Source organism: Acidimicrobiales bacterium (genome assembly GCA_016716005.1).
Lineage (GTDB): Bacteria > Actinomycetota > Acidimicrobiia > Acidimicrobiales > JADJXE01 > JADJXE01.
Map to the genome: position 1 here is coordinate 3541745 of JADJXE010000001.1, position 21061 is coordinate 3562805.

26 protein-coding genes are annotated in these 21061 nt (G+C 75.4%); 19 read left to right on the forward strand and 7 right to left on the reverse strand.

The genetic code is table 11. The annotated features are described in order from the left end of the window. The first annotated feature begins 4 nt into the window (after positions 1-4). Positions 5-973, forward strand: coding sequence for an LLM class F420-dependent oxidoreductase (locus tag IPM45_17180; protein MBK9181262.1), 969 nt, complete (start codon positions 5-7; stop codon positions 971-973). Here IPM45_17180 and IPM45_17185 read toward each other — a convergent pair. After that, complete coding sequence (locus tag IPM45_17185) at positions 964-1419, reverse strand: MaoC family dehydratase (protein ID MBK9181263.1); 456 nt, start codon at positions 1417-1419, stop codon at positions 964-966. The two genes, IPM45_17180 and IPM45_17185, sit on opposite strands and share 10 nt — an antisense overlap. 10 nt (positions 1420-1429) lie before the next feature. Here IPM45_17185 and IPM45_17190 point away from each other — a divergent pair, with 10 nt between their 5' ends. Then, on the forward strand, positions 1430-2632 hold the full coding sequence (locus IPM45_17190; GenBank protein ID MBK9181264.1) for a hypothetical protein: 1203 nt from the start codon (positions 1430-1432) through the stop codon (positions 2630-2632). A gap of 214 nt (positions 2633-2846) precedes the next feature. Here IPM45_17190 and IPM45_17195 read toward each other — a convergent pair whose 3' ends face one another. The 3 genes from IPM45_17195 to mshD are packed head-to-tail and all read right to left on the reverse strand — an operon-like array spanning position 2847 to position 5218. Next, positions 2847-3266 carry a c-type cytochrome gene (locus IPM45_17195; protein MBK9181265.1) on the reverse strand — a complete coding sequence of 140 codons (420 nt, stop codon included), beginning with the start codon at positions 3264-3266 and terminating at the stop codon, positions 2847-2849. Continuing rightward, a complete protein-coding gene (gene rlmN / locus IPM45_17200; GenBank protein MBK9181266.1) occupies positions 3263-4318 on the reverse strand; it encodes a 23S rRNA (adenine(2503)-C(2))-methyltransferase RlmN in 1056 nt (351 codons plus the stop codon). The genes IPM45_17195 and rlmN overlap by 4 nt, the downstream gene beginning before the upstream one ends. Positions 4319-4336: 18 nt before the next feature. Continuing rightward, the gene (mshD, locus tag IPM45_17205; GenBank protein MBK9181267.1) at positions 4337-5218 is read right to left on the reverse strand and encodes a mycothiol synthase; all 882 of its coding nucleotides are present in this window, start codon (positions 5216-5218) and stop codon (positions 4337-4339) included. A gap of 44 nt (positions 5219-5262) precedes the next feature. Here mshD and nth point away from each other — a divergent pair, with 44 nt between their 5' ends. Continuing rightward, positions 5263-5985 carry an endonuclease III gene (nth, locus tag IPM45_17210; GenBank protein ID MBK9181268.1) on the forward strand — a complete coding sequence of 241 codons (723 nt, stop codon included), beginning with the start codon at positions 5263-5265 and terminating at the stop codon, positions 5983-5985. A gap of 216 nt (positions 5986-6201) precedes the next feature. On the opposite strand, the gene IPM45_17215 is transcribed toward nth, so the two are convergent. Further along, entirely contained in the window at positions 6202-6402 is a 201-nt protein-coding gene (locus tag IPM45_17215; protein ID MBK9181269.1) for a hypothetical protein, read from the reverse strand. 135 nt (positions 6403-6537) lie between these two features. On the opposite strand from IPM45_17215, the gene hisD reads away from it, so the two are divergent. The 6 genes from hisD to hisF are packed head-to-tail and all read left to right on the forward strand — an operon-like array spanning position 6538 to position 11653. After that, the gene (hisD, locus tag IPM45_17220) at positions 6538-7821 is read left to right on the forward strand and encodes a histidinol dehydrogenase (protein MBK9181270.1); all 1284 of its coding nucleotides are present in this window, start codon (positions 6538-6540) and stop codon (positions 7819-7821) included. Continuing rightward, complete coding sequence (locus IPM45_17225) at positions 7818-8906, forward strand: aminotransferase class I/II-fold pyridoxal phosphate-dependent enzyme (protein ID MBK9181271.1); 1089 nt, start codon at positions 7818-7820, stop codon at positions 8904-8906. Before hisD ends, IPM45_17225 begins: the two co-directional genes overlap by 4 nt. Next, on the forward strand, positions 8903-9493 hold the full coding sequence (hisB, locus tag IPM45_17230; protein MBK9181272.1) for an imidazoleglycerol-phosphate dehydratase HisB: 591 nt from the start codon (positions 8903-8905) through the stop codon (positions 9491-9493). The genes IPM45_17225 and hisB overlap by 4 nt, the downstream gene beginning before the upstream one ends. Before the next feature lie 23 nt (positions 9494-9516). Then, positions 9517-10134 (forward strand): imidazole glycerol phosphate synthase subunit HisH, encoded by a 618-nt coding sequence (gene hisH, locus IPM45_17235; protein MBK9181273.1) that lies wholly within the window; start codon positions 9517-9519, stop codon positions 10132-10134. A gap of 8 nt (positions 10135-10142) precedes the next feature. Beyond that, positions 10143-10880 carry a 1-(5-phosphoribosyl)-5-((5-phosphoribosylamino)methylideneamino)imidazole-4-carboxamide isomerase gene (locus tag IPM45_17240; protein ID MBK9181274.1) on the forward strand — a complete coding sequence of 246 codons (738 nt, stop codon included), beginning with the start codon at positions 10143-10145 and terminating at the stop codon, positions 10878-10880. Beyond that, entirely contained in the window at positions 10880-11653 is a 774-nt protein-coding gene (gene hisF, locus IPM45_17245) for an imidazole glycerol phosphate synthase subunit HisF (GenBank protein MBK9181275.1), read from the forward strand. The genes IPM45_17240 and hisF overlap by 1 nt, the downstream gene beginning before the upstream one ends. A gap of 90 nt (positions 11654-11743) precedes the next feature. On the opposite strand, the gene IPM45_17250 is transcribed toward hisF, so the two are convergent. Next, positions 11744-12379, reverse strand: a complete 636-nt coding sequence (locus IPM45_17250; GenBank protein ID MBK9181276.1) for an alpha/beta fold hydrolase — start codon at positions 12377-12379, stop codon at positions 11744-11746. Between the two features lie 84 nt (positions 12380-12463). On the opposite strand from IPM45_17250, the gene IPM45_17255 reads away from it, so the two are divergent. Genes IPM45_17255 through IPM45_17270 form a run of 4 tightly spaced genes read left to right on the forward strand, consistent with a single transcriptional unit; the run spans position 12464 to position 15584 of the window. Then, positions 12464-12760, forward strand: a complete 297-nt coding sequence (locus tag IPM45_17255) for a co-chaperone GroES (GenBank protein MBK9181277.1) — start codon at positions 12464-12466, stop codon at positions 12758-12760. A 39-nt stretch (positions 12761-12799) separates the two neighbouring features. Continuing rightward, a complete protein-coding gene (hisI, locus tag IPM45_17260) occupies positions 12800-13168 on the forward strand; it encodes a phosphoribosyl-AMP cyclohydrolase (protein ID MBK9181278.1) in 369 nt (122 codons plus the stop codon). Between the two features lie 2 nt (positions 13169-13170). Next, on the forward strand, positions 13171-14685 hold the full coding sequence (gene trpE, locus IPM45_17265) for an anthranilate synthase component I (protein MBK9181279.1): 1515 nt from the start codon (positions 13171-13173) through the stop codon (positions 14683-14685). Then, on the forward strand, positions 14682-15584 hold the full coding sequence (locus tag IPM45_17270) for a hypothetical protein (GenBank protein ID MBK9181280.1): 903 nt from the start codon (positions 14682-14684) through the stop codon (positions 15582-15584). Before trpE ends, IPM45_17270 begins: the two co-directional genes overlap by 4 nt. A gap of 22 nt (positions 15585-15606) precedes the next feature. Here IPM45_17270 and IPM45_17275 read toward each other — a convergent pair whose 3' ends face one another. Beyond that, positions 15607-15831, reverse strand: a complete 225-nt coding sequence (locus IPM45_17275; GenBank protein ID MBK9181281.1) for a hypothetical protein — start codon at positions 15829-15831, stop codon at positions 15607-15609. Positions 15832-16655: 824 nt separating this feature from the next. Between IPM45_17275 and IPM45_17280 the strand changes: the two genes are divergently transcribed. The 6 genes from IPM45_17280 to IPM45_17305 all read left to right on the forward strand — a co-directional run bounded on the left by IPM45_17280 (position 16656) and on the right by IPM45_17305 (position 20979). After that, positions 16656-17231: a thioredoxin family protein gene (locus IPM45_17280; GenBank protein ID MBK9181282.1), complete on the forward strand. Its 576-nt coding sequence runs from the start codon at positions 16656-16658 to the stop codon at positions 17229-17231. A gap of 22 nt (positions 17232-17253) precedes the next feature. Further along, on the forward strand, positions 17254-17748 hold the full coding sequence (locus IPM45_17285; GenBank protein ID MBK9181283.1) for a J domain-containing protein: 495 nt from the start codon (positions 17254-17256) through the stop codon (positions 17746-17748). Between the two features lie 66 nt (positions 17749-17814). Continuing rightward, positions 17815-18120: an antibiotic biosynthesis monooxygenase gene (locus IPM45_17290; GenBank protein MBK9181284.1), complete on the forward strand. Its 306-nt coding sequence runs from the start codon at positions 17815-17817 to the stop codon at positions 18118-18120. Positions 18121-18158: 38 nt separating this feature from the next. Beyond that, the gene (trpC, locus tag IPM45_17295) at positions 18159-18962 is read left to right on the forward strand and encodes an indole-3-glycerol phosphate synthase TrpC (GenBank protein MBK9181285.1); all 804 of its coding nucleotides are present in this window, start codon (positions 18159-18161) and stop codon (positions 18960-18962) included. A 42-nt stretch (positions 18963-19004) separates the two neighbouring features. Beyond that, positions 19005-20255, forward strand: coding sequence for a TrpB-like pyridoxal phosphate-dependent enzyme (locus IPM45_17300; GenBank protein ID MBK9181286.1), 1251 nt, complete (start codon positions 19005-19007; stop codon positions 20253-20255). Between the two features lie 67 nt (positions 20256-20322). Further along, a complete protein-coding gene (locus IPM45_17305; GenBank protein ID MBK9181287.1) occupies positions 20323-20979 on the forward strand; it encodes a phosphoribosylanthranilate isomerase in 657 nt (218 codons plus the stop codon). Positions 20980-21061: the final 82 nt, after the last annotated feature.

Sequence of the window (21061 nt, forward strand, 5' to 3'; positions counted from 1 at the left end):
CGAAGTGGTCTTCGGGGCGTTCGTCCCCCAGGGGTGGAAGATGGAGCTGGCGGGCGTCGAGGGCGCCGAGGCCAAGTGGGCCACGAGCCTCGCGATCGCCGTGCAGGCCGAAGCCCTCGGGTACGACTCGATCTGGGTCTACGACCACGTGCACAACGTGCCTCGGCCTGCCGGCGAGGCCGTGTTCGAGTGCTGGACGGTGATGGCTGCGCTCAGCCAGCGCACCAGCAGGATCCGGCTGGGCCAGATGGTCGGCTGCACCGGGTACCGCAACCCGGCGCTGTTGGCCAAGATCACGTCCACGGTCGACGTCCTGAGCGGCGGCCGCCTCGACTGGGGGATCGGCGCCGGCTGGTACCAGAACGAGTACGTCGGGTACGGCTACGAGTTCCCGGAGGCCAAGGTCCGGATCGGGATGCTCCGTGAGACGGTGGAGATCGTCACCAGCATGTGGAGCCTCCCGGAGACCACCTACGACGGGCGCTACTACACCCTGCGGCGGGCGAACTGTGATCCGAAGCCGCTGCAGCAGCCCCGGCCCCCGGTCTGGATCGGTGGTGGCGGCGAGCAGCTCACCCTCCGGGTCGTGGCCCGCCACGCCGACTGCTCCAACTTCGGGGGGAAGCCCGAGGAGTGGGCCCACAAGCGCGACGTGCTGCGGGAGCACTGCCGGGCCGTCGGCCGGGACGCCGACGAGATCCGCATGACCTGGTCACCCGAGGTGTTCGTCCGGGAGACGGAGGCCGAGGTGCGCGCCGCCGGGTCGAGGTCGCTGTGGGGCGAAGCGGCCGACTCGTGGCGGGCCGGCAACCTGGTGGGCACGCCCGAGCAGGTGTGCGAGAAGGTGCAGGCCTACGTCGAGCTGGGCTGCACCGGCTTCGTGCCCTGGTGCGCCGACTACCCCGACGACACCACCCTGCGGCTCTTCGCCGAGCGGGTGATGCCCGAGTTCCCCCGGGTGGGTCAGGCGTAGTAGCGGTACACGACCTGGGCGACGCAGCTGGGCTTGGGGGCGCCCTCGACCTCGAAGGTGAGATCCATCGTCACCTGCGCACCGCCGGCGACGTCGTCCACCCCTGCCAGCGTGGCGCCGAGGCGCACGCGGGCGCCGACGGGCACCGGTGACGGGAAGCGCACCTTGTTGCAGCCGTAGTTCACGCCCATGGAGATGCCCTCGACCCGGAGGATCTCCGGGAGCAGGGCGGGCGCCAGGGAGAGGGTGAGGTAGCCGTGGGCGATGGGGCCGCCGAAGGGCCCGGCCTTGGCCCGCTCAGGGTCGACGTGGATCCACTGGTGGTCGCCGGTGGCGTCGGCGAAGAGGTTCACCTGCTCCTGGGTGACGTCGCGCCAGTCGCTGTAGCCGAGGTGCTGGCCCACCTCGGCCTTGAGCCCGTCGATGCCGTGCACGGTCGTTGCCATGGCCAGGATCATGCCCGGCCCGGCCCTGGCCCGGCGAGTCGGCGGCGGGCGCCGGCTACTTGAACCAGATGCGCTGGTAGTCGCGGCTCATCGGGTGCAGGAGCAGGGCGACCAGCGCGATCTCGAACATCAGGTTGAGGATCCCGACGCCGAGCATGCCGCCGAAGCCGAAGAACCACAGCCGCCACACGAAGGGGAACAGCGCCATGGCCACGCCGAGGCCGTAGCCCCACTTCTTCTCGTTGGCGATGCCGAACCCGGCGGCCACCCCACCGCCCACGAGGACGAGGCCGATCACGTTGAAGATCCCGCCGGCGATCGCGAGGAAGAAGGCGTTGATGTAGAGGAGGAACACGGCGATCTGGAGCGTCTGGGGCTGGTACGGGTTGAAGAACCGGCGCGTCTCCATTCCCCTAGTCTGGCAGGCGTTCCTCCCGACGCGACGTCCCCCGCCGCGGTCGCGGGCGTGGTGCTGGCCGCCGGCCTGGGCACCCGCCTCCGGCCGCTCACGCTGCTTCGCCCGAAGGCGCTGTGCCCGGTCGGCGGCGACGCCCTCGTCGACCTCGCGCTCGCGGGGGTCGGCGCGGCCGTGTCCGCGATCGCGGTCAACGCCCACCACGGTGCCGATCAGGTGGCCGAGCACGTGGGCGGGCGGGCCCACCTGTCGATCGAGCGGGCCGCACCGCTCGGGACGGCCGGCGCGCTGGGCCGGCTGCGGGGGTGGCTGGACGGACGGGCCGCCCTGGTCGTCAACGCCGACGCCTGGCACCGGGCCGATCTGGCCGCCCTCGTCGGCGATTGGGACGGCGAGCGGGTGCGGCTGCTGCTGGCCGAGCCGGCCGGGGCCGGCCTCCGTCCCACGAGCCGGGTCGTCGGCTGCGTGCTGCCCTGGCCGATCGTGGCCGGCCTGGGTGAGCGACCCGCAGGTCTGTACGGCGAGGTGTGGCGACCGGCGGCGGAGAACGGCCGACTCGAGGTGCTGACCTACGGCGGGCCGTTCGTCGACTGCGGGACGCCTGCGGGCTATCTCCAGGCGAACCTGGCGGTCTCGGGAGGCGGCTCCGTCGTGGGCGAGGGCGCCGTGGTGGCCGGCCGGCTGGTGCGGTCGGTGGTGTGGCCCGGGTGCACGGTGGGGCCGGCCGAGGTGCTCGTGGACGCGATCCGTGCCGACCGCGGCCTCACCGTGCTCGTCCGCCGCCCCGCGGGCGCCTAGCGGTCCCCCCGGACCCCCGACCCCCCCGGGTCTTCATCGCGCTGACGACGTGCCAGGCGTGGCGAGCGCGCCGTTGGTGGGGGAGCCGGGTTCTCCGTCGCGCTGGCGCCGTCTGGGGTGCGGCGGGCGCGCGCGGGACCGTACGTGGAGCGGCGGAGGGGGGCGGCGGGGCGAGCGGGTGGCGGGGCGAGCGGGTGGCGGGGTGGGGTCGGAATCAGCCGCCGGTGTCCGGCGGGGCGCCCGCGAGGGCCTCGAGGTAGGCGACCACCGCGTCCAGTTCGGCCGGGTCGAGGTCGAAGGCGGCCATCGCACTGCCGGCGCCGGCGCCGGCGCGGGTCGCGGCCCCCGGGTCGGAGAGCGACTGCTCCAGGTATGCCCGGTCGAAGGTGACCACCGTCCCGTCGGTCAGCTCGACGGGGCGGCCCCAGACGCGGGCGAACGACACCCCGGGGGTGTCGCTCGGCGTCTCCTGGTGGCAGGCCAGGCAGCCGCGGAGCTGCACCACCCGCCGGCCGGCCTGCGCCTCGGCCGACAGGACCGTGCCGGCCGGCAGCTCGCGATCGGCGCACGCGGGCGCCGCGAGGCCGATCCCCACCAGCGTCGCCGCCAGCGCCCCGCGTCGACGCAGGCTCACGGTGGCGGAGCCGCGCCGCGGCCCAACGCCACCGGGGTCGCGGCGTGACCGGCGCGCAGCTGCCCACATGCGGCGTCGATGTCGGTGCCGCGGTTGCGGCGGACGGTGGCGTTGACGCCGAGGGCCCGGAGTCGCTCGGCGAAGCTGGCGACGCCGTCGGGGGGCGTGCCCCGCGCCGGGTAGCCGGGTGTGGGGTTCAGGGGGATCAGGTTGACGTGGGCGCGCAGGGCCCGGGCCAGGGCCGCCAGCTCCACCGCGTCGGTGGGGCGGTCGTTGACGCCGTCGATCAGCGCCCACTCGAGCGAGAGCCGCCGGTTCCGGGCCGAGAGGTAGGCCCGGCAGGCGGCCACGAGCTCGGCGAGGGGGTAGCGCCGGTTGAGCGGGACCAAGTGGTCGCGGAGCTCGTCGTTGGCGGCGTGGAGGGAGACCGCGAGGTTCACCGGGAGCCGCTCCCCGGCCAACCGCCGGATGCCCGGGGCGACGCCGACCGTGGAGACGGTGAGGTGCCGGGCCGAGATGCCCACGTCGTCGTGGAGCCGCTCGATCGCGAGCCAGGTGCGCTCGTAGTTCGCGAGGGGCTCGCCCATCCCCATGAACACGACGTTCGAGACGCGCCGCGGGGCGGCGCGCCGGGCCGCCTCGATGACCTGCTCGACGATCTCGCCGGCGGTGAGGTGGCGCTCGAAGCCGGCCTGGCCGGTGGCACAGAAGCCGCAGGCCATGGCGCAACCGGCCTGGGTCGACACGCACACGGTCGCCCGGTCCGCGTAGCGCATCAGCACCGTCTCGATGCGGGCACCGTCGGGCAGCGACCACAGCCACTTCACGGTGTCGTCGCCGCTCGTCGACTCGGCGACGGGCGTGAGCGCGGCCGGGAGGGCGGCGGCGAGCCGCTCCCGCAGGCCGCGGGGCAGGTCGGTCATGGCCTCGGGGTCGGCGAAGCGACGGTGGAGCCCGTCCCACACCTGCCGCACCCGGTACGCCGGCTCCCCGGCGAGGAGCGCGGCGAGGTCGTCGCGCGAGATGTCGTAGCGGCTGCCCACGCCTCCCAGGCTAGGTGGACGACCCGGTCAGGCAGGGGGCAGGTCGGCCACGAACGCCCGGTCGGCATGGTGGCGCTCGAACCCGAGGTCGGCGTACAGCGCCATGGCGGTGTCGTTGTCGGCGTCGACGTACAGCATGCCCATGTCGAGGCCCCGCCCGGCCAGGCTGTCGAGGCCGGCCAGGACCAGGCCACGGCCCAGGCCGAGGCCCTGGAACGAGGGGTCGACGGCGATCACGTAGATCTCCCCCAGCGGGGGGTGGGCGTCGCCGTGCACCTTCGTCCAGCAGAAGCCGGCGAGGCGGCCCTCGCGCTCGTGGAGGAGGAAGCCGGCCGGGTCGAACCAGGGCTCCTGCTCGCGGGCCCGCAGGGTCGCCAGGTCCCATCCTCCCTGCTCGGGGTGCGCCGCGAAGGCGCGGTTGTTGACGGCCAGCCAGGCCTCCTCGTCGTGCCCCGGCACGAAGGGGCGGCACGGGAGCGTGGCCGGCTCGTCGAGGGGCAGGGGCCGCCGGAGCTGCAGGAGCTCGCGCCCGGGCCGCAGGCCGTGGGCGGCGGTGACCGCGTACAGGTCGGCCGCCGGCCGGTAGGCCCACAGGTGCACGTGACCGCCGCCCTCGGCCCGCACCACGTCGAGCGCGCTGCCGAGCAGCTCGTCGGCGATCTGTGCGGTCTCGGGGCGGTGGTGGGGGGCGATCACCAGCTCCAGCGCCCACGAGTCGTTCCCCCGGGAGAGCTGCGCATAAGCGACCGGGTGCTCGTGACCGGGCTCCCACGCCACGAGCCCCGCGAAGCCGGCCCGCCCGCCCTGGACCAGGTCGACCCACTGGTGGTCGGCGAGGGCCTGGTGCTCGTCGGCGTCCTCGACCAGCTCGAGCAGCTCGGCGACGGCGGCCACGTCGGCGGGCTCCATCCGACGCTTGATCTCCAACCGGCGCACCGCGTCGCAGGCTACCGGTGCGATCCCGAGCGGGTCCGGGACGCCTACCCTCCGGGGTCGTGGCACGCCCCCGCACCCCCGCCGGCCGGGCCCGGGAGACGAGGCGGCGCCTGGCCGAGGTGTACCCCGAGGCGCACTGCGAGCTCGACCACGACGGGCCCTTCCAGCTGCTGGTCGCCACGATCCTCTCGGCCCAGTGCACCGACGCGCGGGTGAACCAGGTGACGCCGGCCCTGTTCGCCCGGTACCCGACCCCCGAGGACCTGGCCGGTGCCGACCCGGAGGAGCTGGAGCAGCTGATCCGCCCCACCGGCTTCTTCCGCTCGAAGGCCACGAGCCTGACTGGGATGGCCGCGGCGCTCGTCGAGCGGTTCGGCGGCGAGGTGCCGGGACGCATGGAGGAGCTGACGACCCTGCCAGGGGTGGGCCGCAAGACCGCCAACGTGGTGCGGAGCGTGGCCCTCGGCCTGCCCGGCCTGCCCGTCGACACCCACGTGGGGCGGCTGGCCCGCCGGCTCGGCCTCACGGTCGAGACCGACCCGGTGAAGGTCGAGCACGAGCTCGGCGCCATCGTGCCGGCGGCCGAACGGGGCGCGTTCAGCCTCCGCCTGATCCTCCACGGCCGGCGGGTGTGCGACGCCCGGAGGCCCCGTTGCGCCGACTGCGTGCTGAACGACTTCTGTCCATCGTCGACGGTGGTGGGGCCGCCGCGGGCGGCGCAGGGTCGGCGGGCCGACTGACCGCGGCCACGAGGTCACACCGGTCGGCCGGCCGACGGCGACGCGACCCCGGGTCGGAGACCTGCGCACCGAGGGTGGTTGGACGGCGCGAGGCGACGGTGTACGGTGATCGGCGAACCAGGTTCCCGCCACCTGGTGACGGGCGACGCCGGGATCCGCCGCCTGGCGTCGCTGCGGTCGACGGCGCCCTTCGGGGCGCCGTCGCCGCGCTCGGCGTCAGCTGCGCGTCAGCGAGGCCGCGGCCCGGGTGAGGCGCCTCGAGGCCAGCCGCAACGAGCGCTCGGCCTCGTGCAGGTCGGCGAGCACGTCCTCGCGGTCGGAGCCCTCGTAGCGGTCGGCAAGGCTCACGACCCGCTCGGTCAGATCCTCGAGCGCGGTCACCATCGAGGACAGGGCGGCGCCGTCGCTGGTGCTCACCGACCCAGTCTGCCCCGGGACCGCAACGGGGCCGCACCGGCGCGCCGGGGCCGGGGGCCGGGGGTGGGAGCCGAGCCGGGGCCCGGAGCGGAACCGGAGCCGGGCGATCGGGGGGGCCGGGTAGCCTGCACCACCGTGCTGACCCGCCTCGACCTCCGTGGCGTGGCCGACCTGCGGTCGCTCCTGCCCAGGCCGGAGGTCGGACGCGAGGAGCAGCCCGTCGACGCCGTCCGGGCCATCCTGGCCGACGTGCGGGAGCGCGGCGACGCTGCGCTGGTCGACCTCACCGGCCGGTTCGACGGGGTGCAGCTGGAGTCGGTCCGGGTGCCGCCGGCCGACGTGGCCGCGGCCCTCGGGCAGGTTCCCGCCCCGCTGCGGGCCGCCCTCGAGGCGGCGGCCGCGAACGTGGAGGCCTTCCAGGCCGCCGAGCGGGCGCCCGACGTGGTGTGGGAGCGAGCCGGCGTGCGGGTGCGCACCCTCCACCGTCCCGTGGATCGCGCCGGCTGCTACGTGCCCGGTGGCCGGGCGATCTACCCGTCGACGGTGCTGATGACCGCGATCCCGGCGCGCGCTGCGGGCGTCGCCGAGGTGGTGCTGTGCAGCCCGCCCGGGCCCGACGGGCGCATCCCCGCCCCCACGCTGGCGGCCGCGGCCGTGGCCGGCGTCGACGCCGTGTACCGGGTGGGCGGGGCCCAGGCCGTGGCCGCGCTGGCGTACGGCACCGAGAGCATCCGCCCGGTCGACGTGATCGTGGGGCCGGGCAACGTCTTCGTGGCGGTGGCCAAGCGCGAGGTCGCGGGCGTCGTGGCCGTGCCGTCGGCCTTCGCCGGCCCGTCCGAGGTGGTCGTGGTGGCCGATGCCACCGTGAGCCCTGAGCACGCCGCCATCGACGTGCTCGTCCAGGCCGAGCACGGCCCCGACGGCCTGGCCTGGCTGGTCACCTGGTCGCCGGAGGTCGCCGACGCCGTCACCGCCGAGGTCGAGCGGCTCACGGCCCTGGCCCCTCGCCGGGCCGACATCGTGGCCAACCTCACCCGCTCCGGGTTCGCCGTCGTCGTCGACGGCCCGAAGCAGGCCATCGACGTCGTCAACCACATCGCCCCCGAGCACCTCGAGCTGCTCTGCGAGGGCGCCGACGCGCTGGTGGCGCAGGTGCGTCACGCCGGAGCCGTCTTCTGCGGGCCGTGGGCGCCGGCGTCGGTGGGCGACTACGTCGCCGGCCCGAGCCACGTCCTGCCCACCTTCGGCACCGCCCGCTTCGCCGGGGCGCTGACCGCCAACGACTTCACCAAGGCCATGCACGTGATCGACGTCGACCGCGCCGCGCTCGCCGAGCTGGGGCCGCACGTCGTGGTCCTGGCCGAGGCTGAGGGCCTGCCGGCCCACGCCGAGTCGATCCGGCTGCGGGGTGCCGGGTGAGCGCCGCCGGCGTCGACAGGCGGCCCCAGGTGCGGCCCGACCTGGTGGGGCTCGAGGGGTACCACTCGCCTCAGGTCGACGTGAAGGTGCGGCTGAACACCAACGAGTCGCCGTTCCCGCCACCGCCGGGCTGGCGCGAGGCCTACCTGCGCGAGCTCGCCACCGTGGAGTGGCACCGCTACCCCGACCGCGGGGCGCGCCGGCTGCGTGCGGCGATCGCCGAGCTGCACGGCGTGGCCCCCGGGCAGGTGTTCGCGGCCAACGGCTCCAACGAGGTCCTCCAGACCCTCTGCCTCGCCTACGGGGGAGCCGGCCGGGTCGTGGCCACCTTCGAGCCCACCTACGCCCTCCACGCCCACATCGCCCGGCTCACGGGCACACGGGTCGTCGAGGGCGAGCGGGCCGGCGACCTCTCCCTCGACCTGGGCGAGGTCCGGCGGGTGCTGGCCGCAGCCCAGCCGGTGATCACCTTCCTCTGCTCGCCCAACAACCCCACGGGCATGGTCGAGCCCCGGGCGGTGGTCGAGGAGGTGCTCGGGCTGGCCCCCGGGCTGGTGGCCGTCGACGAGGCCTACGGCCAGTTCGCCCGGTGGTCGGCGGACGAGCTGGTGAGCGACGACGTGCCCCTGGTCGTCACCCGCACCTACTCCAAGACGTGGTCGATGGCGGCGGCCCGGCTGGGCTACCTCGTGGGCCCGTCGTGGCTGGTGGCCGAGCTCGACAAGGTCGCCCTGCCGTACCACCTCGACGCGGCCAAGCAGATCGCCGGGCGGCTCGCCCTCCGCTATCGCGCCGAGATGGACGCCCGGGTCGGCGCCCTGGTCGCCGAGCGGCAGCGGCTGGTGGCGCGGCTCGCCGAGCTGCCCGTCGACGTGTGGCCCTCCGGTGCCAACTTCGTGCTGTTCCGGCCGACGACCCGCCCCGGCGCCGAGGTGTGGCAGGCCCTGCTCGACCGTTCGGTGCTGGTGCGCAACACCTCGGGGTGGCCGCGGCTCGAGGGTTGCCTGCGCGTCACCGTCGGCACCACCGCCGAGGACGACGCCTTCCTGGCGGCCCTCGCCGAGATCCTGGAGGCCCCCACATGAGCCGCTCGGCCAGCCGCACGCGCACCACCGCGGAGACCGCGATCACCGCCGCCCTCGAGCTCGACGGCACCGGCCAGGCGGTGGTCGGCACCGGCCTGCCGTTCTTCGACCACATGCTCGCCCAGCTGGGTCGCCACGGCGGGTTCGACCTCACCGTCCGGGCGACCGGCGACCTCGACGTCGACAGCCATCACACGGTCGAAGACGTCGCCATCGTGCTGGGCGAGCTCCTGCGTGAGGCGCTCGGCGACAAGGCCGGCGTCCGCCGGTTCGCCAGTGGCCTCTACCCCCTCGACGAGGCGCTGATCGAGGTGGCCCTCGACCTGTCGGGCCGGCCCTTCGTCGCCTGGGACGTGCCCATCCCCGAGGTGATCCCGCTGGGCACGCCGCCGTTCGATCCGCAGCTCGCCGAGCACTTCTTCCACTCGTTCGCGACCAGCGCGGCCATCACCCTGCACGTCACCGAGCGGGCCGGCCGCAACGCCCACCACATCATCGAGGCCACGTTCAAGGGCGTGGCCCGGTGCCTGCGCGACGCCGTGCGCCTGGAGGGCGGCGGGGTGCCGTCCACCAAGGGTTCGCTGTGAGCGTCGAGGACCCGGGTCGGCCCCTGGTCGCCGTCCTCGACTACGGCATCGGCAACCTGCGCTCGGCCCAGAAGGCGCTCGAGCGCGTGGGGGCCGACGCCCGGCTCACCGACGACCCAGACCTCGTGGCCCGGGCCGCGGCCGTCGTCCTGCCCGGTGTGGGCGCCTTCGGTCGCTGCATGGAGGCCCTGCAGGCGTCCGGTCTCGACCGGGTCGCCCTCGACGCGGTGGCCTCGGGCCGGCCGTTCCTCGGCATCTGCGTGGGGATGCAGCTGCTCTACGAGGGGTCCGACGAGAGCCCGGGCGTGGCCGGCCTCGGCGTGCTGCCCGGCGTGGTGCGCCTGCTGCCCCCCGGGGTGAAGCGGCCCCAGATGCAGTGGAACGTGCTCGACGCGGTGCGGCCGTCGGCGCTGCTGGCCACCCTCCCGGATCCGGCCTGGGTCTACTTCGTCCACTCCTACGCGGCCGAGCCCTCGGCCGACGTGGTGGCCACCTGCGACTACGGCGGCGCGGTGGTCGCCGCGGTGGAGCGGGGCCCGCTGTGGGCCACCCAGTTCCACCCCGAGAAGTCGGGGCCGGCCGGCCTGGCGCTGCTGCGGGGGTTCGCGGCGGCGGCCCGGTCGGCCGCGGCCGCGGCCTGAGGGGCGCCGTGGATCTCTACCCGGCCATCGACCTTCGCGGCGGGCGGTGCGTGCGCCTCCACCAGGGTGACTACGCCCGGGAGACGGTCTACGGCGCCGACCCGGTCGCGGTGGCCACCGACTTCGTCGGGGCCGGCGCCCGGTGGATCCACGTGGTCGACCTCGACGCGGCCCGCACCGGCGAGCCGGTGAACCGTTCGGTGGTGGGCGCGGTGGCCGAGGCCGTGGCCGGCCGGGCCCGGGTGCAGAGCGGCGGGGGGGTGCGCTCCGAGGCGGCCGCCGCGGCCCTGGCCGAGGCCGGGGTGGCCCGCGTGGTGCTGGGCACCGCGGCCCTGGAGGACCCCGAGCTGGTGCGCCGCATCGCGGGCCGCCAGCCGGTCGCCGTCGGGCTCGACGGGCGGGGCGGGCGGCTGGCGGTGCGCGGCTGGCTCGACGACGCCGGCGCCACGGTGCTCGACGTGCTGCCCCGCTTCGCTGACGCCGGGGTCGCCGCCCTCGTGGTCACCGAGATCGGCCGCGACGGCACCCTCACCGGCCCCGACCTCGACGGCCTGGCGGCCGTCCTCGCCCGCACCGACGTGGCCGTGGTGGCGTCGGGGGGCGTGGGCTCCCTCGACGACCTCCGGGCCCTCGCCGCCCTCGAGGCCGGTGGCCGCCGCTTGGCCGGGGCGATCGTGGGCAAGGCGATCTACGAGGGGCGGGTGGGCGTGGCCGACGCACTGGCCGCGGTGGAGGCGGCCGGCTGATGCGCACCGTGCGGGTCATCCCGTGTCTCGACGTCGACCGGGGCCGGGTGGTCAAGGGCGTGAACTTCGTGGGGCTCCGCGACGCCGGCGATCCCGTGGAGCTGGCCGCCCGCTACGACGCCGAGGGCGCCGACGAGCTCGTCTTCCTCGACATCACGGCCTCGTCCGACGCCCGCGACACCATCGTGGAGGTGGCCCGCCACACCGCTGAGGAGGTGTTCATCCCCTTCACGATCGGCGGTGGCATCCGGTCGGTCGACGACGCCCGGCGGCTGCTGCGGGCCGGCGCCGACAAGGTCTCGGTGAACACGGCCGCCGTCAACCGCCCGGAGCTGGTGTCGGAGCTGGCCGAGGAGTTCGGCGCCCAGTGCGTCGTGGTCGCGATCGACGCCCGCCGCACCGCCACGCCCGGGCTGGCCAGCGGGTTCGAGGTGGTCACCCACGGTGGGCGCACACCCGTGGGTCTCGACGCCGTGGCCTGGGCGCAGCGGGTGGAGCGGCTCGGCGCCGGCGAGATCCTGCTCACCTCCATGGATCGCGACGGCACCCGCGACGGCTTCGACGTGGCGCTCACGCGGGCGGTGTCCGACGCCGTCGGCATCCCGGTGATCGCGTCGGGTGGCGTGGGCACCCTCGCGCACCTCGTCGAGGGCGTGCTCGACGGCCACGCCGACGCAGTCCTGGCCGCCTCGATCTTCCACTTCGGCGAGCACACCATCGCCCAGGCCAAGGCCGTGCTCGCCGCGGCCGGGGTGGCCGTCCGCCCCGCCTGAACGGCAACCAGCGTTCTCCGGCGGGTTGGCCACCGCCTGGGTGGTCGGGGTGCCGCGAAACGCCACGGGGTTGCCGCCCACCACGAGCCGTCAGGTGGGCGTCGCCGTCGCCGTGGCCCGGGCGACGACGTGGGCCGCCACCGTGGCGGCCGCGCCCCGGCAGCCGTGGTCGGCGCCCGGCAGCACCTCGAGCCCCGTGGCGGCCCACCCGGCCACGATGGGCCCGGCCACGTCGGGCGGGCACAGCTGGTCGTGCTCGGGTACCAGCACCAGCAGCGGGCGGCCATCGGTGCCGGCGACGGGGACGGCCCCGGCCAGGAGCCCGAGCGGGGGCGCCACCGCCACCCAGCCGGCCAGCGCCGGGTGGTCCACGAGCAGCGCCACCACCGCGCCGAACGACCACCCCACCACCAGGAGCGGCGTCCCGGGCTCGGCCGCGACCAGGTGGTCGATCGCGGCGGCCACGTCGAGGCGCTCGGCCCGGCCCCCGTCGTGCTCGCCGCTGGAGCGGCCGACCCCCCGGAAGTCGAAGCGCAGGGTGGTCAGGCCCGCCGGCGGGAGCAGCTCGAACAGCGAGCCGATCAGCCCGGCGTGCATGTCGCCACCGTGCAACGGGTGCGGATGAGCCAGGACCGCAGCGCCCCGGACCGGGCCGGCGGGCCGGGCCAGCTCGCCCTCCAGCCGCTCGCCGTCGGCGGTGGCGAGGCTGACGGTGTCGACCGGCACGCCGAGACGGTACCGTCGGTGCCCGTGACGCGGAGCGAGGTCGCCGACCACCTGCAGCCCGGAGACGGCAAGCTCCCCATCAAGATGCTGAACGACCGCATCCTGGTGCAGCTGCCCAAGCAGGAGGGTGAGCGCCGCTCGTCGGCCGGCATCCTCATCCCGGCCACGGCCCAGGTGGCCAGGCGGCTGGCGTGGGCCGAGGTGGTTGCGGTGGGGGCCAACGTGCGCACCATCGAGCCCGGGGACCAGGTGCTCTTCAGCCCGGACGACCGCTACGAGGTCGAGGTGCGTGGCGACGACTTCCTGATCCTCCGCGAGCGCGACATCCACGCGGTGGCGTCGCCGCGCCTCGAGGCCGGCAGCACCGGGCTGTACCTGTAGCCGGGGGGCGAGCCCCGACCGCGCCCCTACCATGGGGCCATGCCGGTCCCCACCCCGATCGACGCCTCCGAGGAGCAGCTCGCCCTCGTCCGCTACGACGCCGACGGCCTGGTGCCCGCCATCGTGCAGGAGGAGGGCACGGGCCAGGTGCTGATGATGGCCTGGATGACCGAGGCGACCCTGCGCAAGACCCTGGCCACCGGCCGAACGGTGTTCTGGAGCCGTTCCCGCCAGGAGGAGTGGATGAAGGGCGAGACCTCGGGCGATCGCCAGTTGGTGCGCAGCGCGCGCTACGACTGCGACGGCGACACGCTGCTCTTCGTGGTCGACCAGGAGGGCCGGGGGGCCTGCCACACGGGTGAGCGGTCGTGCTTCTACCGGGCCTTCGGGCCCGGCGACCGGGTCTAGCGGTGCGGGTCCGCCCCGACCGGGAGGAGTTTCGGGCGCTGGCCCGGGCGCACACCGTGGTGCCGGTGTGGTGCGAGCTGCTCGGCGACCTCGAGACGCCGGTCGCCGCCTTCCAGAAGCTGGTGGGCGACGGGCCCGGCTTCCTGCTCGAGTCGGTCGAGCACGGCGAACGGTGGAGCCGGTGGTCGTTCGTGGGTCGAGACCCGAGCGCCACCCTCGTGGCGCGGGGCGGCCGCGTCGAGGTGACCGGCGAGGTGCCGGCCTCGGTGCCCCTCGACCGGGGTGTCCTGGCCGCCCTCGAGGCCCTGCTCGGCGTCTCCCGGTCGCCCGACCTGCCCGACCTCCCGCCCCTGCACGGCGGGGTGGTCGGCTACTTGGGCTACGACGTGGTCCGCGAGGTCGAGCACCTTCCCGACGTGCCCCCGGACGACCAGCACCTGCCCGAGGCCGTGCTGTCGGTGATCGGCAGCCTGGCGGCGTTCGACCACTGGCGCCAGCGCGTGACGCTGGTCGAGAGCGTGCCCGTGGGCGGCGGCGCAGACCCCGACGCCGCCTACGACGCCGCGGTGGAGCGGCTGGCCACGGCCGTGTCCGACCTCGGTCGCCCTCTGGCCTACGTGCCGGTGGAGCCCCCCGATCCCGACGACGCGCTCCCGCACGTGGTGTCCACCGTCGGCCGCGAGGGCTACTGCCGGGCGGTCGAGGTGGCCAAGGAGCACATCCTGGCCGGCGACGTCTTCCAAGTGGTGCTGTCGCAGCGGTTCGACCTCGACCTCGACGCCGATCCCTTCGACGTCTACCGGGTGCTCCGTCAGGTGAACCCCAGCCCCTACATGTACTTCGTGCGCCACGCCGAGGTGACGCTGGTGGGCTCGTCGCCCGAGCCCATGGTCCAGCTGCTCGGCGGGCGGGTGATCTCGCGGCCGATCGCCGGCACCCGCCGTCGTGGCCGCACCGACGAGGACGACCGGCGCCTGGCGGCCGAGCTGAGGGAGCACCCGAAGGAGGTCGCCGAGCACGTGATGCTCGTCGACCTGGCCCGCAACGACGTGGGCCGGGTGGTGCGGTACGGCACGGAGCGGGTCGACGAGCTGATGACCCTGGAGCGGTACAGCCACGTGATGCACCTGACCTCCCAGGTGTCGGGCGAGCTGGCCGCCGGCAAGGGGCCCATCGACGTGCTGCGCGCGACGCTCCCGGCGGGAACCGTGTCGGGCGCCCCCAAGGTGCGGGCGATGGAGATCATCGACCAGCTCGAGCCCACCAAGCGCGGGCCCTACGCCGGCGTGGTGGGCTACATCGACTTCTCGGGCAGCCTCGACACCGCCATCGCGATCCGCACGATGGTGATCGGGCCCCGGGGGGCGTCGGTGCAGGCCGGCGCCGGGATCGTGGCCGACAGCGATCCGGTGGCCGAGCACGAGGAGTGCGAGAGCAAGGCGCGCGCCCTGCTGGCCGCCGTGCCGGCGGCCCGGCGGATGACAGCCCGGCGGGCGGCCGCAGGCGGCCCGTCGTGAGCGCCGTCGAGGGCGGCTACGCCACCCTCCGCCGCGACGTCGGGGCGGTGTGGCTGGCCCGTGACGTGGTGATGGTGCAGGGGCCGGACGCAGCCGCGTTCCTCCAGGGTCAGCTGAGCCAGGACGTGCTCGGCCTGGACGTGGGGGCGTCGGGGTGGTCCTTCGTGCTCCAGCCCCAGGGCAAGGTGGACGCCTTCGTCCGGGTGCTGCGCAGCGGCGACCACGCCTACGTCCTCGACATCGACGGGGGCTGGGGGGAGGCGCTGCTGGCCAGGCTCCGCCGGTTCCTGCTCCGGGTGCAGGTGGAGCTGGCCCCGATCGAGTGGCGCTGCCTGGCGATCCGCGGGCCGCGCGCCCACGCGGTGGCGCGTCCCGCCGAGGGCCGCGTCGTGGTGCCCGCCGATTGGCCCGGGCTCCCGGGTGTCGACCTGCTGGGCCCGTCGCCGGCCGTTCCGGACGGCGTGGCCGTGTGCCCCCTCGGCGCCTACGAGGTGGTCCGGGTCGAGGCCGGCGTCCCGACGATGGGGGCCGAGCTCACGGAGGCCACGATCCCCGCCGAGACCGGCCTGATCGACCGGGCGGTGAGCTTCACCAAGGGGTGCTTCACGGGCCAGGAGCTGGTGGCGCGCATCGACAGCCGGGGCGGCAACGTCCCTCGGCACCTCCGGGGGGTGGTGATCGGGGCCGGTGGCGTCCCGCCGGTGGGCGCCGCGGTCGTGGTGGGCGGGGCCGAGGTCGGGCGGCTCACGAGCGTGGCGACGTCTCCCGAGCGCCAGGCGCCGGTGGCGCTGGCCTACGTCGCCCGGGCGGTGGTGCCCCCCGCCGAGGGCGAGGTGGTCTGGGGCGGTGGCGCGGCGCCGGCCAGCGTGGAGGAGCTGCCGCTCGCCGGCCGGGGTTGACGGGTCGCCGACCGGAGCGGGCTCACCACTCCGGGGGCAGGCCGTCGGGGGGCGGCGGCGGGACGCCGGGCTCGGCGAACCCCAGCGGGGGTGGGAAGGCGGGTGGAGGGCTGGAGGGCGCCGGACCCGGCGCCGGGGGCGGGGTCATCGGCCCGCCGTGCGGGCGCACGACCCGCTGGGCGCGCTGCAGGGTGTCGACGTCGCGCCGGTCGACCACCACCAGGGCCCCGAGCCACGTGAACGGCACGTTCTGCGCGACGAGCTGGCGGGCCAGCTCGCCCCGCTCGGACAGGGTCCAGCCGTCGAGGCGAACCTCGATCTCGACCGCCTGCTCGGGGACCTCGTCGGGCGGGGGCGGCGCCGGCGCGGCCTCGCCGCCGGCCGAGGCAGGGGGCCAGGTCGACGCCTCGGCGGCGGGTGGGACGGCCCACGAGGCGACCAGCTCCTCCGAGCGCTCGGGAGCGGTCCAGGCGGGGCCGGCCCCGGCCGGTGGCGGGGTCCAGGCGGCCGGGGGCTCCTCCGGGACCGGTGGCGGGGCCCAGGCGGCCGAGGGCTCCTCGGGCGCGGGGGTTCGACCGGCGGCGGGGGTTCGACCGGCGCCGAGGGCTCTTCGGGCGCGGGGGGTTCGACCGGCGGCGGGGGCTCGACCGGCGGCGGGGGCTCGACCGGCGGCGCGGCGGGCTCGACCGGCGGCGGGCCGGCGACCCCGGCGGGGGGCTCGACCGGCGCCGCGGGGACCTCGGCGGGAGGCGCCTCGGGCGGAGGTGGGCCCGTCTCGCCGAGGGCCTCGGATGCCGGCCCGGCTCCGGGCGGCGGGCTCGCCGCAGTGGCGGCCGGTGCCTCGGGTGGATCGGCGTCCTCCACCCCGCCGTCGCGCACCAGGCTGGTGGGCTCTCCCAGGATGAGGTAGCGCTCTTCGTGGCGGCCGAGGGGGTCTGGTGCCCAGCCCGTGCTCGCCGTGTCCGTCGTCATGCCGGCCTCCACCGCCCTGTCCTCGCCGACCAGCGTAGGTGCCCCCTCCGGACCGGCGGTAGGGTGCCGCCGGCGACCATGAGGGAAGGAGGCACCGCCATGGCCGTGTCGTCCACGATGCTCCCCATCGGCACTCCGGCGCCCGATTTCAAGCTTCCGGACCCCTCGGGCGTGGTGCACCGCCGGGACGACTCGGCCGGAGCGCCGGCGTTGCTCGTCATGTTCATCTGCAACCACTGCCCCTACGTCCAGCACGTGCGCGAGCGCCTGGCCGTCGTGGCCGCCGAGCTGCAAGCGCGTGGGGTGGCGGTGGTGGCGGTCAACAGCAACGACCCGGACCAGTATCCCGAGGACGCTCCCGAGAGGATGGCCGAGGAGATCGACCGGTTCGGGTACACGTTCCCGTACCTGTTCGACGAGGACCAGGTGGTCGCCCGTGCCTACCGCGCCGCCTGCACGCCCGACTTCTTCCTCTTCGACGCCGACCGCCGCCTCGTGTACCGCGGTCAGTTCGACGACAGCCGCCCGGGGAAGGACATCCCCGTGACCGGGGGCGACCTGGTCGCGGCCGTCGACGCCGTCCTGGCCGGGGGGCCGGTCCCCGAGCCCCAGCGCCCCAGCCTGGGCTGCTCGATCAAGTGGCGGCCGGGCAACGAGCCGGAGTGGGCCGCCTGATCGACCCGGCCGGTGGCAGCCGGTGACCCACTACGAGGTCCTGGGCCTGGCGCGGGGCGCAGAACCAGCCGAGGTGCGCGCCGCGTACCTGCGGTCGGCGCGCCGCCACCACCCCGACGTCCACGCCGGTGCCGATCCCGCCACGCGCCGCTGGCACGAGCAGCAGATGCGTCTCGTGACGCAGGCGTGGGCGGTGCTCGGCGACCCCGTTCGCCGAGCCGCCTACGACCGACGGCCGGATGTGCACGAGCCCGCCGCCGAGCCCCTCGACGAGCGGCTCGACGACGGCGAGCTGCTCGACGCCGAGCCCGTGTCCGGGGCTCGGCCGGGGAGGGCGCTGGTGATGGCGCCCGCGACCATGCTGGTTGCGGCCGCGCTTGCCCTCGGGGGGAGCCTGGTGTTCCGCTCGCCGGCGCTGCTGGCCCTGGCCGGGCTCGCCGCCGTGGGGGCGCTCGCCCTCTTCGTGCTGGCGCCGTTCCTGGTGATGGTGGCCGCTCGACGGGGCGCGGACCGCTGACCCGCGTCGGGCCACCTCGGCCCGGCCGTGCCATGATCCCGCCGCCGTCCGTCCCCAGGGGGTCCCATGTCGAAGATCTCGGTCGTCGCTCGCCTCACCGCCCAGGCCGGCAAGCGAGACGAGCTGCTCGCCGCGCTGCAGCCGCTCATCGACGGCGCGGCCGGGGAGCCGGGCACCCTCCTCTACCTGTTCAACACCGACGCCCAGGACCCGGATGTGCTCTGGATCTACGAGCAGTACGCCGACCAGGCCGCCTTCGATGCCCACTCCTCGTCGCCCGCGATGAAGCAGGCCGGAGCGAGTCTGGCCGGCCTGGTGGCGGGGGCGCCCGAGCTGCACTTCGGCGCACCCGTCGCCGGCAAGGGCCTCTGACCCGGGCCGCGGCCGGCGCGCGAGACCCGCGGCCCGCCATGGCGACGTACCTCGACCGCATCCTGGTCGCCCACCGGGCCTCGGCGGCCCAGGACGCCCGCCCGCTCGACGAGCTGCGGGCGGCGGCCCGGCGGTCCCCGCCGGTGCGGGGCTTCCGGCAGGCCCTGGAGGCGGCGTCGACCGAGCGGCTGGCCGTGATCGCCGAGGTGAAGCGCCGGTCGCCCTCGAAGGGGCGGCTCGCCGAGCTGCAGCCGGCCCCGATGGCCCGCTCGTACGAGGCCGGCGGCGCGGCCTGCCTGTCGGTCCTCACCGACGCCGAGTTCTTCGGCGGGTCCCCGGCCGACCTGGCCGAGGCCCGCGCCGCGGTGGGTCTCCCCGTCCTCCGCAAGGACTTCACGGTCGACGGGCGCGACGTGTGCGACGCGCGCCTGATGGGCGCTGACGCGGTGCTCCTGATCGTCGCCGCCCTCGACCACGCCGAGCTGGCCGGGCTGCACGGCTTGGCCGTGTCGCTGGGCCTCGACGTGCTGGTGGAGGTGCACGACGAGTCCGAGCTGGCGCAGGCGCTGGCCATCGGGGCCTCGCTGGTCGGGGTGAACCAGCGCGACCTGTTCACCTTCGAGGTCGACCCCGTCCGGGCCGAGCGCCTGGCCGGTGCCATCCCCCCGGGGGTGGTGAGGGTGGCCGAGTCGGGCGTGCGGGGGCCGGTCGACGCCGAGCGGCTGGCCGCCGCCGGCTACGACGCGGTGCTGGTGGGGGAGTCGCTCGTCACCGCGGCCGACCCCTCCGCAGCCGTGGCGGCTCTCCGGGCGTCCCGCTCACCCCGCCACCGGCGCTTGTAGGCTCCCGGCGCCTCGATCACCGTCTACCCGGAGGAGCCCCCCTTGCGCTGGACGCTCAGCCCCGACCAGGTGCCGACCGCCTGGTTCAACGTGTTGCCCCGGTTGGCGGAGCCCATGGATCCGCCGCTGCACCCGGCCACCCGGGAGCCGGTCGGCCCCGGTGACCTCTCCCCGCTGTTCCCCATGGCCCTGATCGAGCAGGAGATGTCGCCGGAGCCGTGGATCGACATCCCCGGCGAGGTGCTCGACATCCTGCGGCTGTGGCGGCCCACGCCCCTGGTGAGGGCTCGCCGCCTCGAGGAGGCGCTCGGGACGCCCGCTCGCATCTACTTCAAGGACGAGTCGGTGTCGCCGGCCGGCTCGCACAAGCCCAACACGGCCGTGCCGCAGGCCTTCTACAACAAGCAGGAGGGCATCGCCCGCCTCACCACGGAGACGGGTGCCGGGCAGTGGGGCACGGCGCTGTCGTTCGCCTGCACCCAGTTCGACCTGGAGTGCAAGGTGTACATGGTGCGGGCCTCGTACGACCAGAAGCCGTACCGCAAGATCATGATGGAGGTCTGGGGCAGCGAGGTCGTGCCCTCGCCGGTCGACGACCCCGACAGCCCGGGCTCGCTGGGGCTGGCCATCACCGATGCCGTGCGTGACGCGGCCGGCCGGGCAGACACGCACTACGCGCTGGGGTCGGTGCTCAACCACGTGCTGCTCCACCAGACTGTGATCGGCCTCGAGGCCAGGGAGCAGCTGCGCGCCGCCGGCGAGGATCTCCCCGACGTGGTGATCGCACCGTGTGGCGGCGGGTCGAACCTCGGCGGGATCTCGTTCCCGTTCGTGCCCGACGAAGGGGTGCGCCTGGTGGCCGTCGAGCCGGCGTCGTGCCCCACGCTCACCGAGGGCACCTTCGACTACGACTTCGGCGACGCTGCGGGGCTCACGCCGCTGCTCCCCATGTACACGCTCGGCCACGAGTTCATCCCGCCGGCCATCCACGCCGGTGGCCTGCGCTACCACGGCGACTCGCCGATCATCTCCCACCTGGTGCGCACCGGTCGGATGGAGGCGGTGGCGTACCCGCAGGGCAAGGTGTTCGAGGCGGCTCGCCTGTTCGCCAACACCGAGGGTCGCCTCCCGGCCCCCGAGGCCGGCCACGGCATCCGGGCCGCCATCGACGAGGCCCTGGCGGCCAAGGAGGAGGGCGACGAGCGGGTGATCCTGTTCAACTACTGCGGCCACGGCCTGCTCGACCTGTCGGCCTACGACGACTTCCTGCACGGGCGCCTGCTCGACGAGTAGCCGCGGTGCGGGCGGCGCCGCCTCCGGGTGGGGGCAGGCTCGGCCGGTCGGGTACCGTCCTCTCTCCGTGTGGGTGAAGATCTGCGGGATCACGAGCGAGGACGACGCCCTCCTCGCCGTCGCGCTCGGGGCCGATGCCGTGGGCTTCGTCTTCGCGCCCTCGCCGCGCCAGCTGTCGCCGGTCGTGGCCCGCGACATCGCCCGGCGGCTCCCCGGTGAGGTGCGCACCGTCGGCGTCTTCCGCGACCAGGTCCCGTCGAGGGTCGTCGAGATCGTGAACGAGGCCGGCCTCCAGGCCGCGCAGCTCCACGGTCACGAGACGCCCGAGATGACGCGCTACGTCCGCGAGCGGGTGCCGTTCGTGATCCAGGGCTTCGCCGCCGGCGACCCGGCCCTGGCCCGGGCGGCGGACTATGCCGCCGACGCCATCCTCATCGATTCGGCCAGCCCCGGCTCGGGCGAGGTGTTCGACTGGCGGCTGGCCGAGGGCGCACCCTCGGGCCGTCGGCTCATCCTTGCGGGCGGGCTCGACGCCGACAACGTGGCCGCGGCCATCGAGCGCGTCCGGCCGTGGGGCGTCGACGTGGCCACCGGCGTGGAGTCCGGCCCGGGCCGCAAGGACCCCCGCAAGCTGCGGGCCTTCATCGAGGCTGCCCGAGCGGCCGCGCCCGAGCCCTACGAGGGTTCGGACGATGCGCCGTACGACTGGGCCGAGGACGCCTGAGAGCGTGCACCCGTCCCGCCCCCCGGCCCCATCCCCGCCCCTGTCCCGCCGCCGCCCGGAGGATCGCTGACCATGCCCGACC

Coding starts and splice junctions, on each gene's coding strand:
- hisI (MBK9181278.1), top strand. CDS start 12,800: ATGCCGGTCCCCACCCCGATCGACGCCTCCGAGGAGCAGCTCGCCCTC.
- trpC (MBK9181285.1), top strand. CDS start 18,159: ATGGCGACGTACCTCGACCGCATCCTGGTCGCCCACCGGGCCTCGGCG.
- IPM45_17290 (MBK9181284.1), top strand. CDS start 17,815: ATGTCGAAGATCTCGGTCGTCGCTCGCCTCACCGCCCAGGCCGGCAAG.
- IPM45_17185 (MBK9181263.1), bottom strand. CDS start 1,419: ATGGCAACGACCGTGCACGGCATCGACGGGCTCAAGGCCGAGGTGGGC.
- IPM45_17190 (MBK9181264.1), top strand. CDS start 1,430: ATGCCCGGCCCGGCCCTGGCCCGGCGAGTCGGCGGCGGGCGCCGGCTA.
- mshD (MBK9181267.1), bottom strand. CDS start 5,218: ATGGAGCCCGCCGACGTGGCCGCCGTCGCCGAGCTGCTCGAGCTGGTC.
- hisB (MBK9181272.1), top strand. CDS start 8,903: ATGAGCCGCTCGGCCAGCCGCACGCGCACCACCGCGGAGACCGCGATC.
- IPM45_17255 (MBK9181277.1), top strand. CDS start 12,464: ATGCTGAACGACCGCATCCTGGTGCAGCTGCCCAAGCAGGAGGGTGAG.
- hisF (MBK9181275.1), top strand. CDS start 10,880: ATGCGCACCGTGCGGGTCATCCCGTGTCTCGACGTCGACCGGGGCCGG.
- IPM45_17280 (MBK9181282.1), top strand. CDS start 16,656: ATGGCCGTGTCGTCCACGATGCTCCCCATCGGCACTCCGGCGCCCGAT.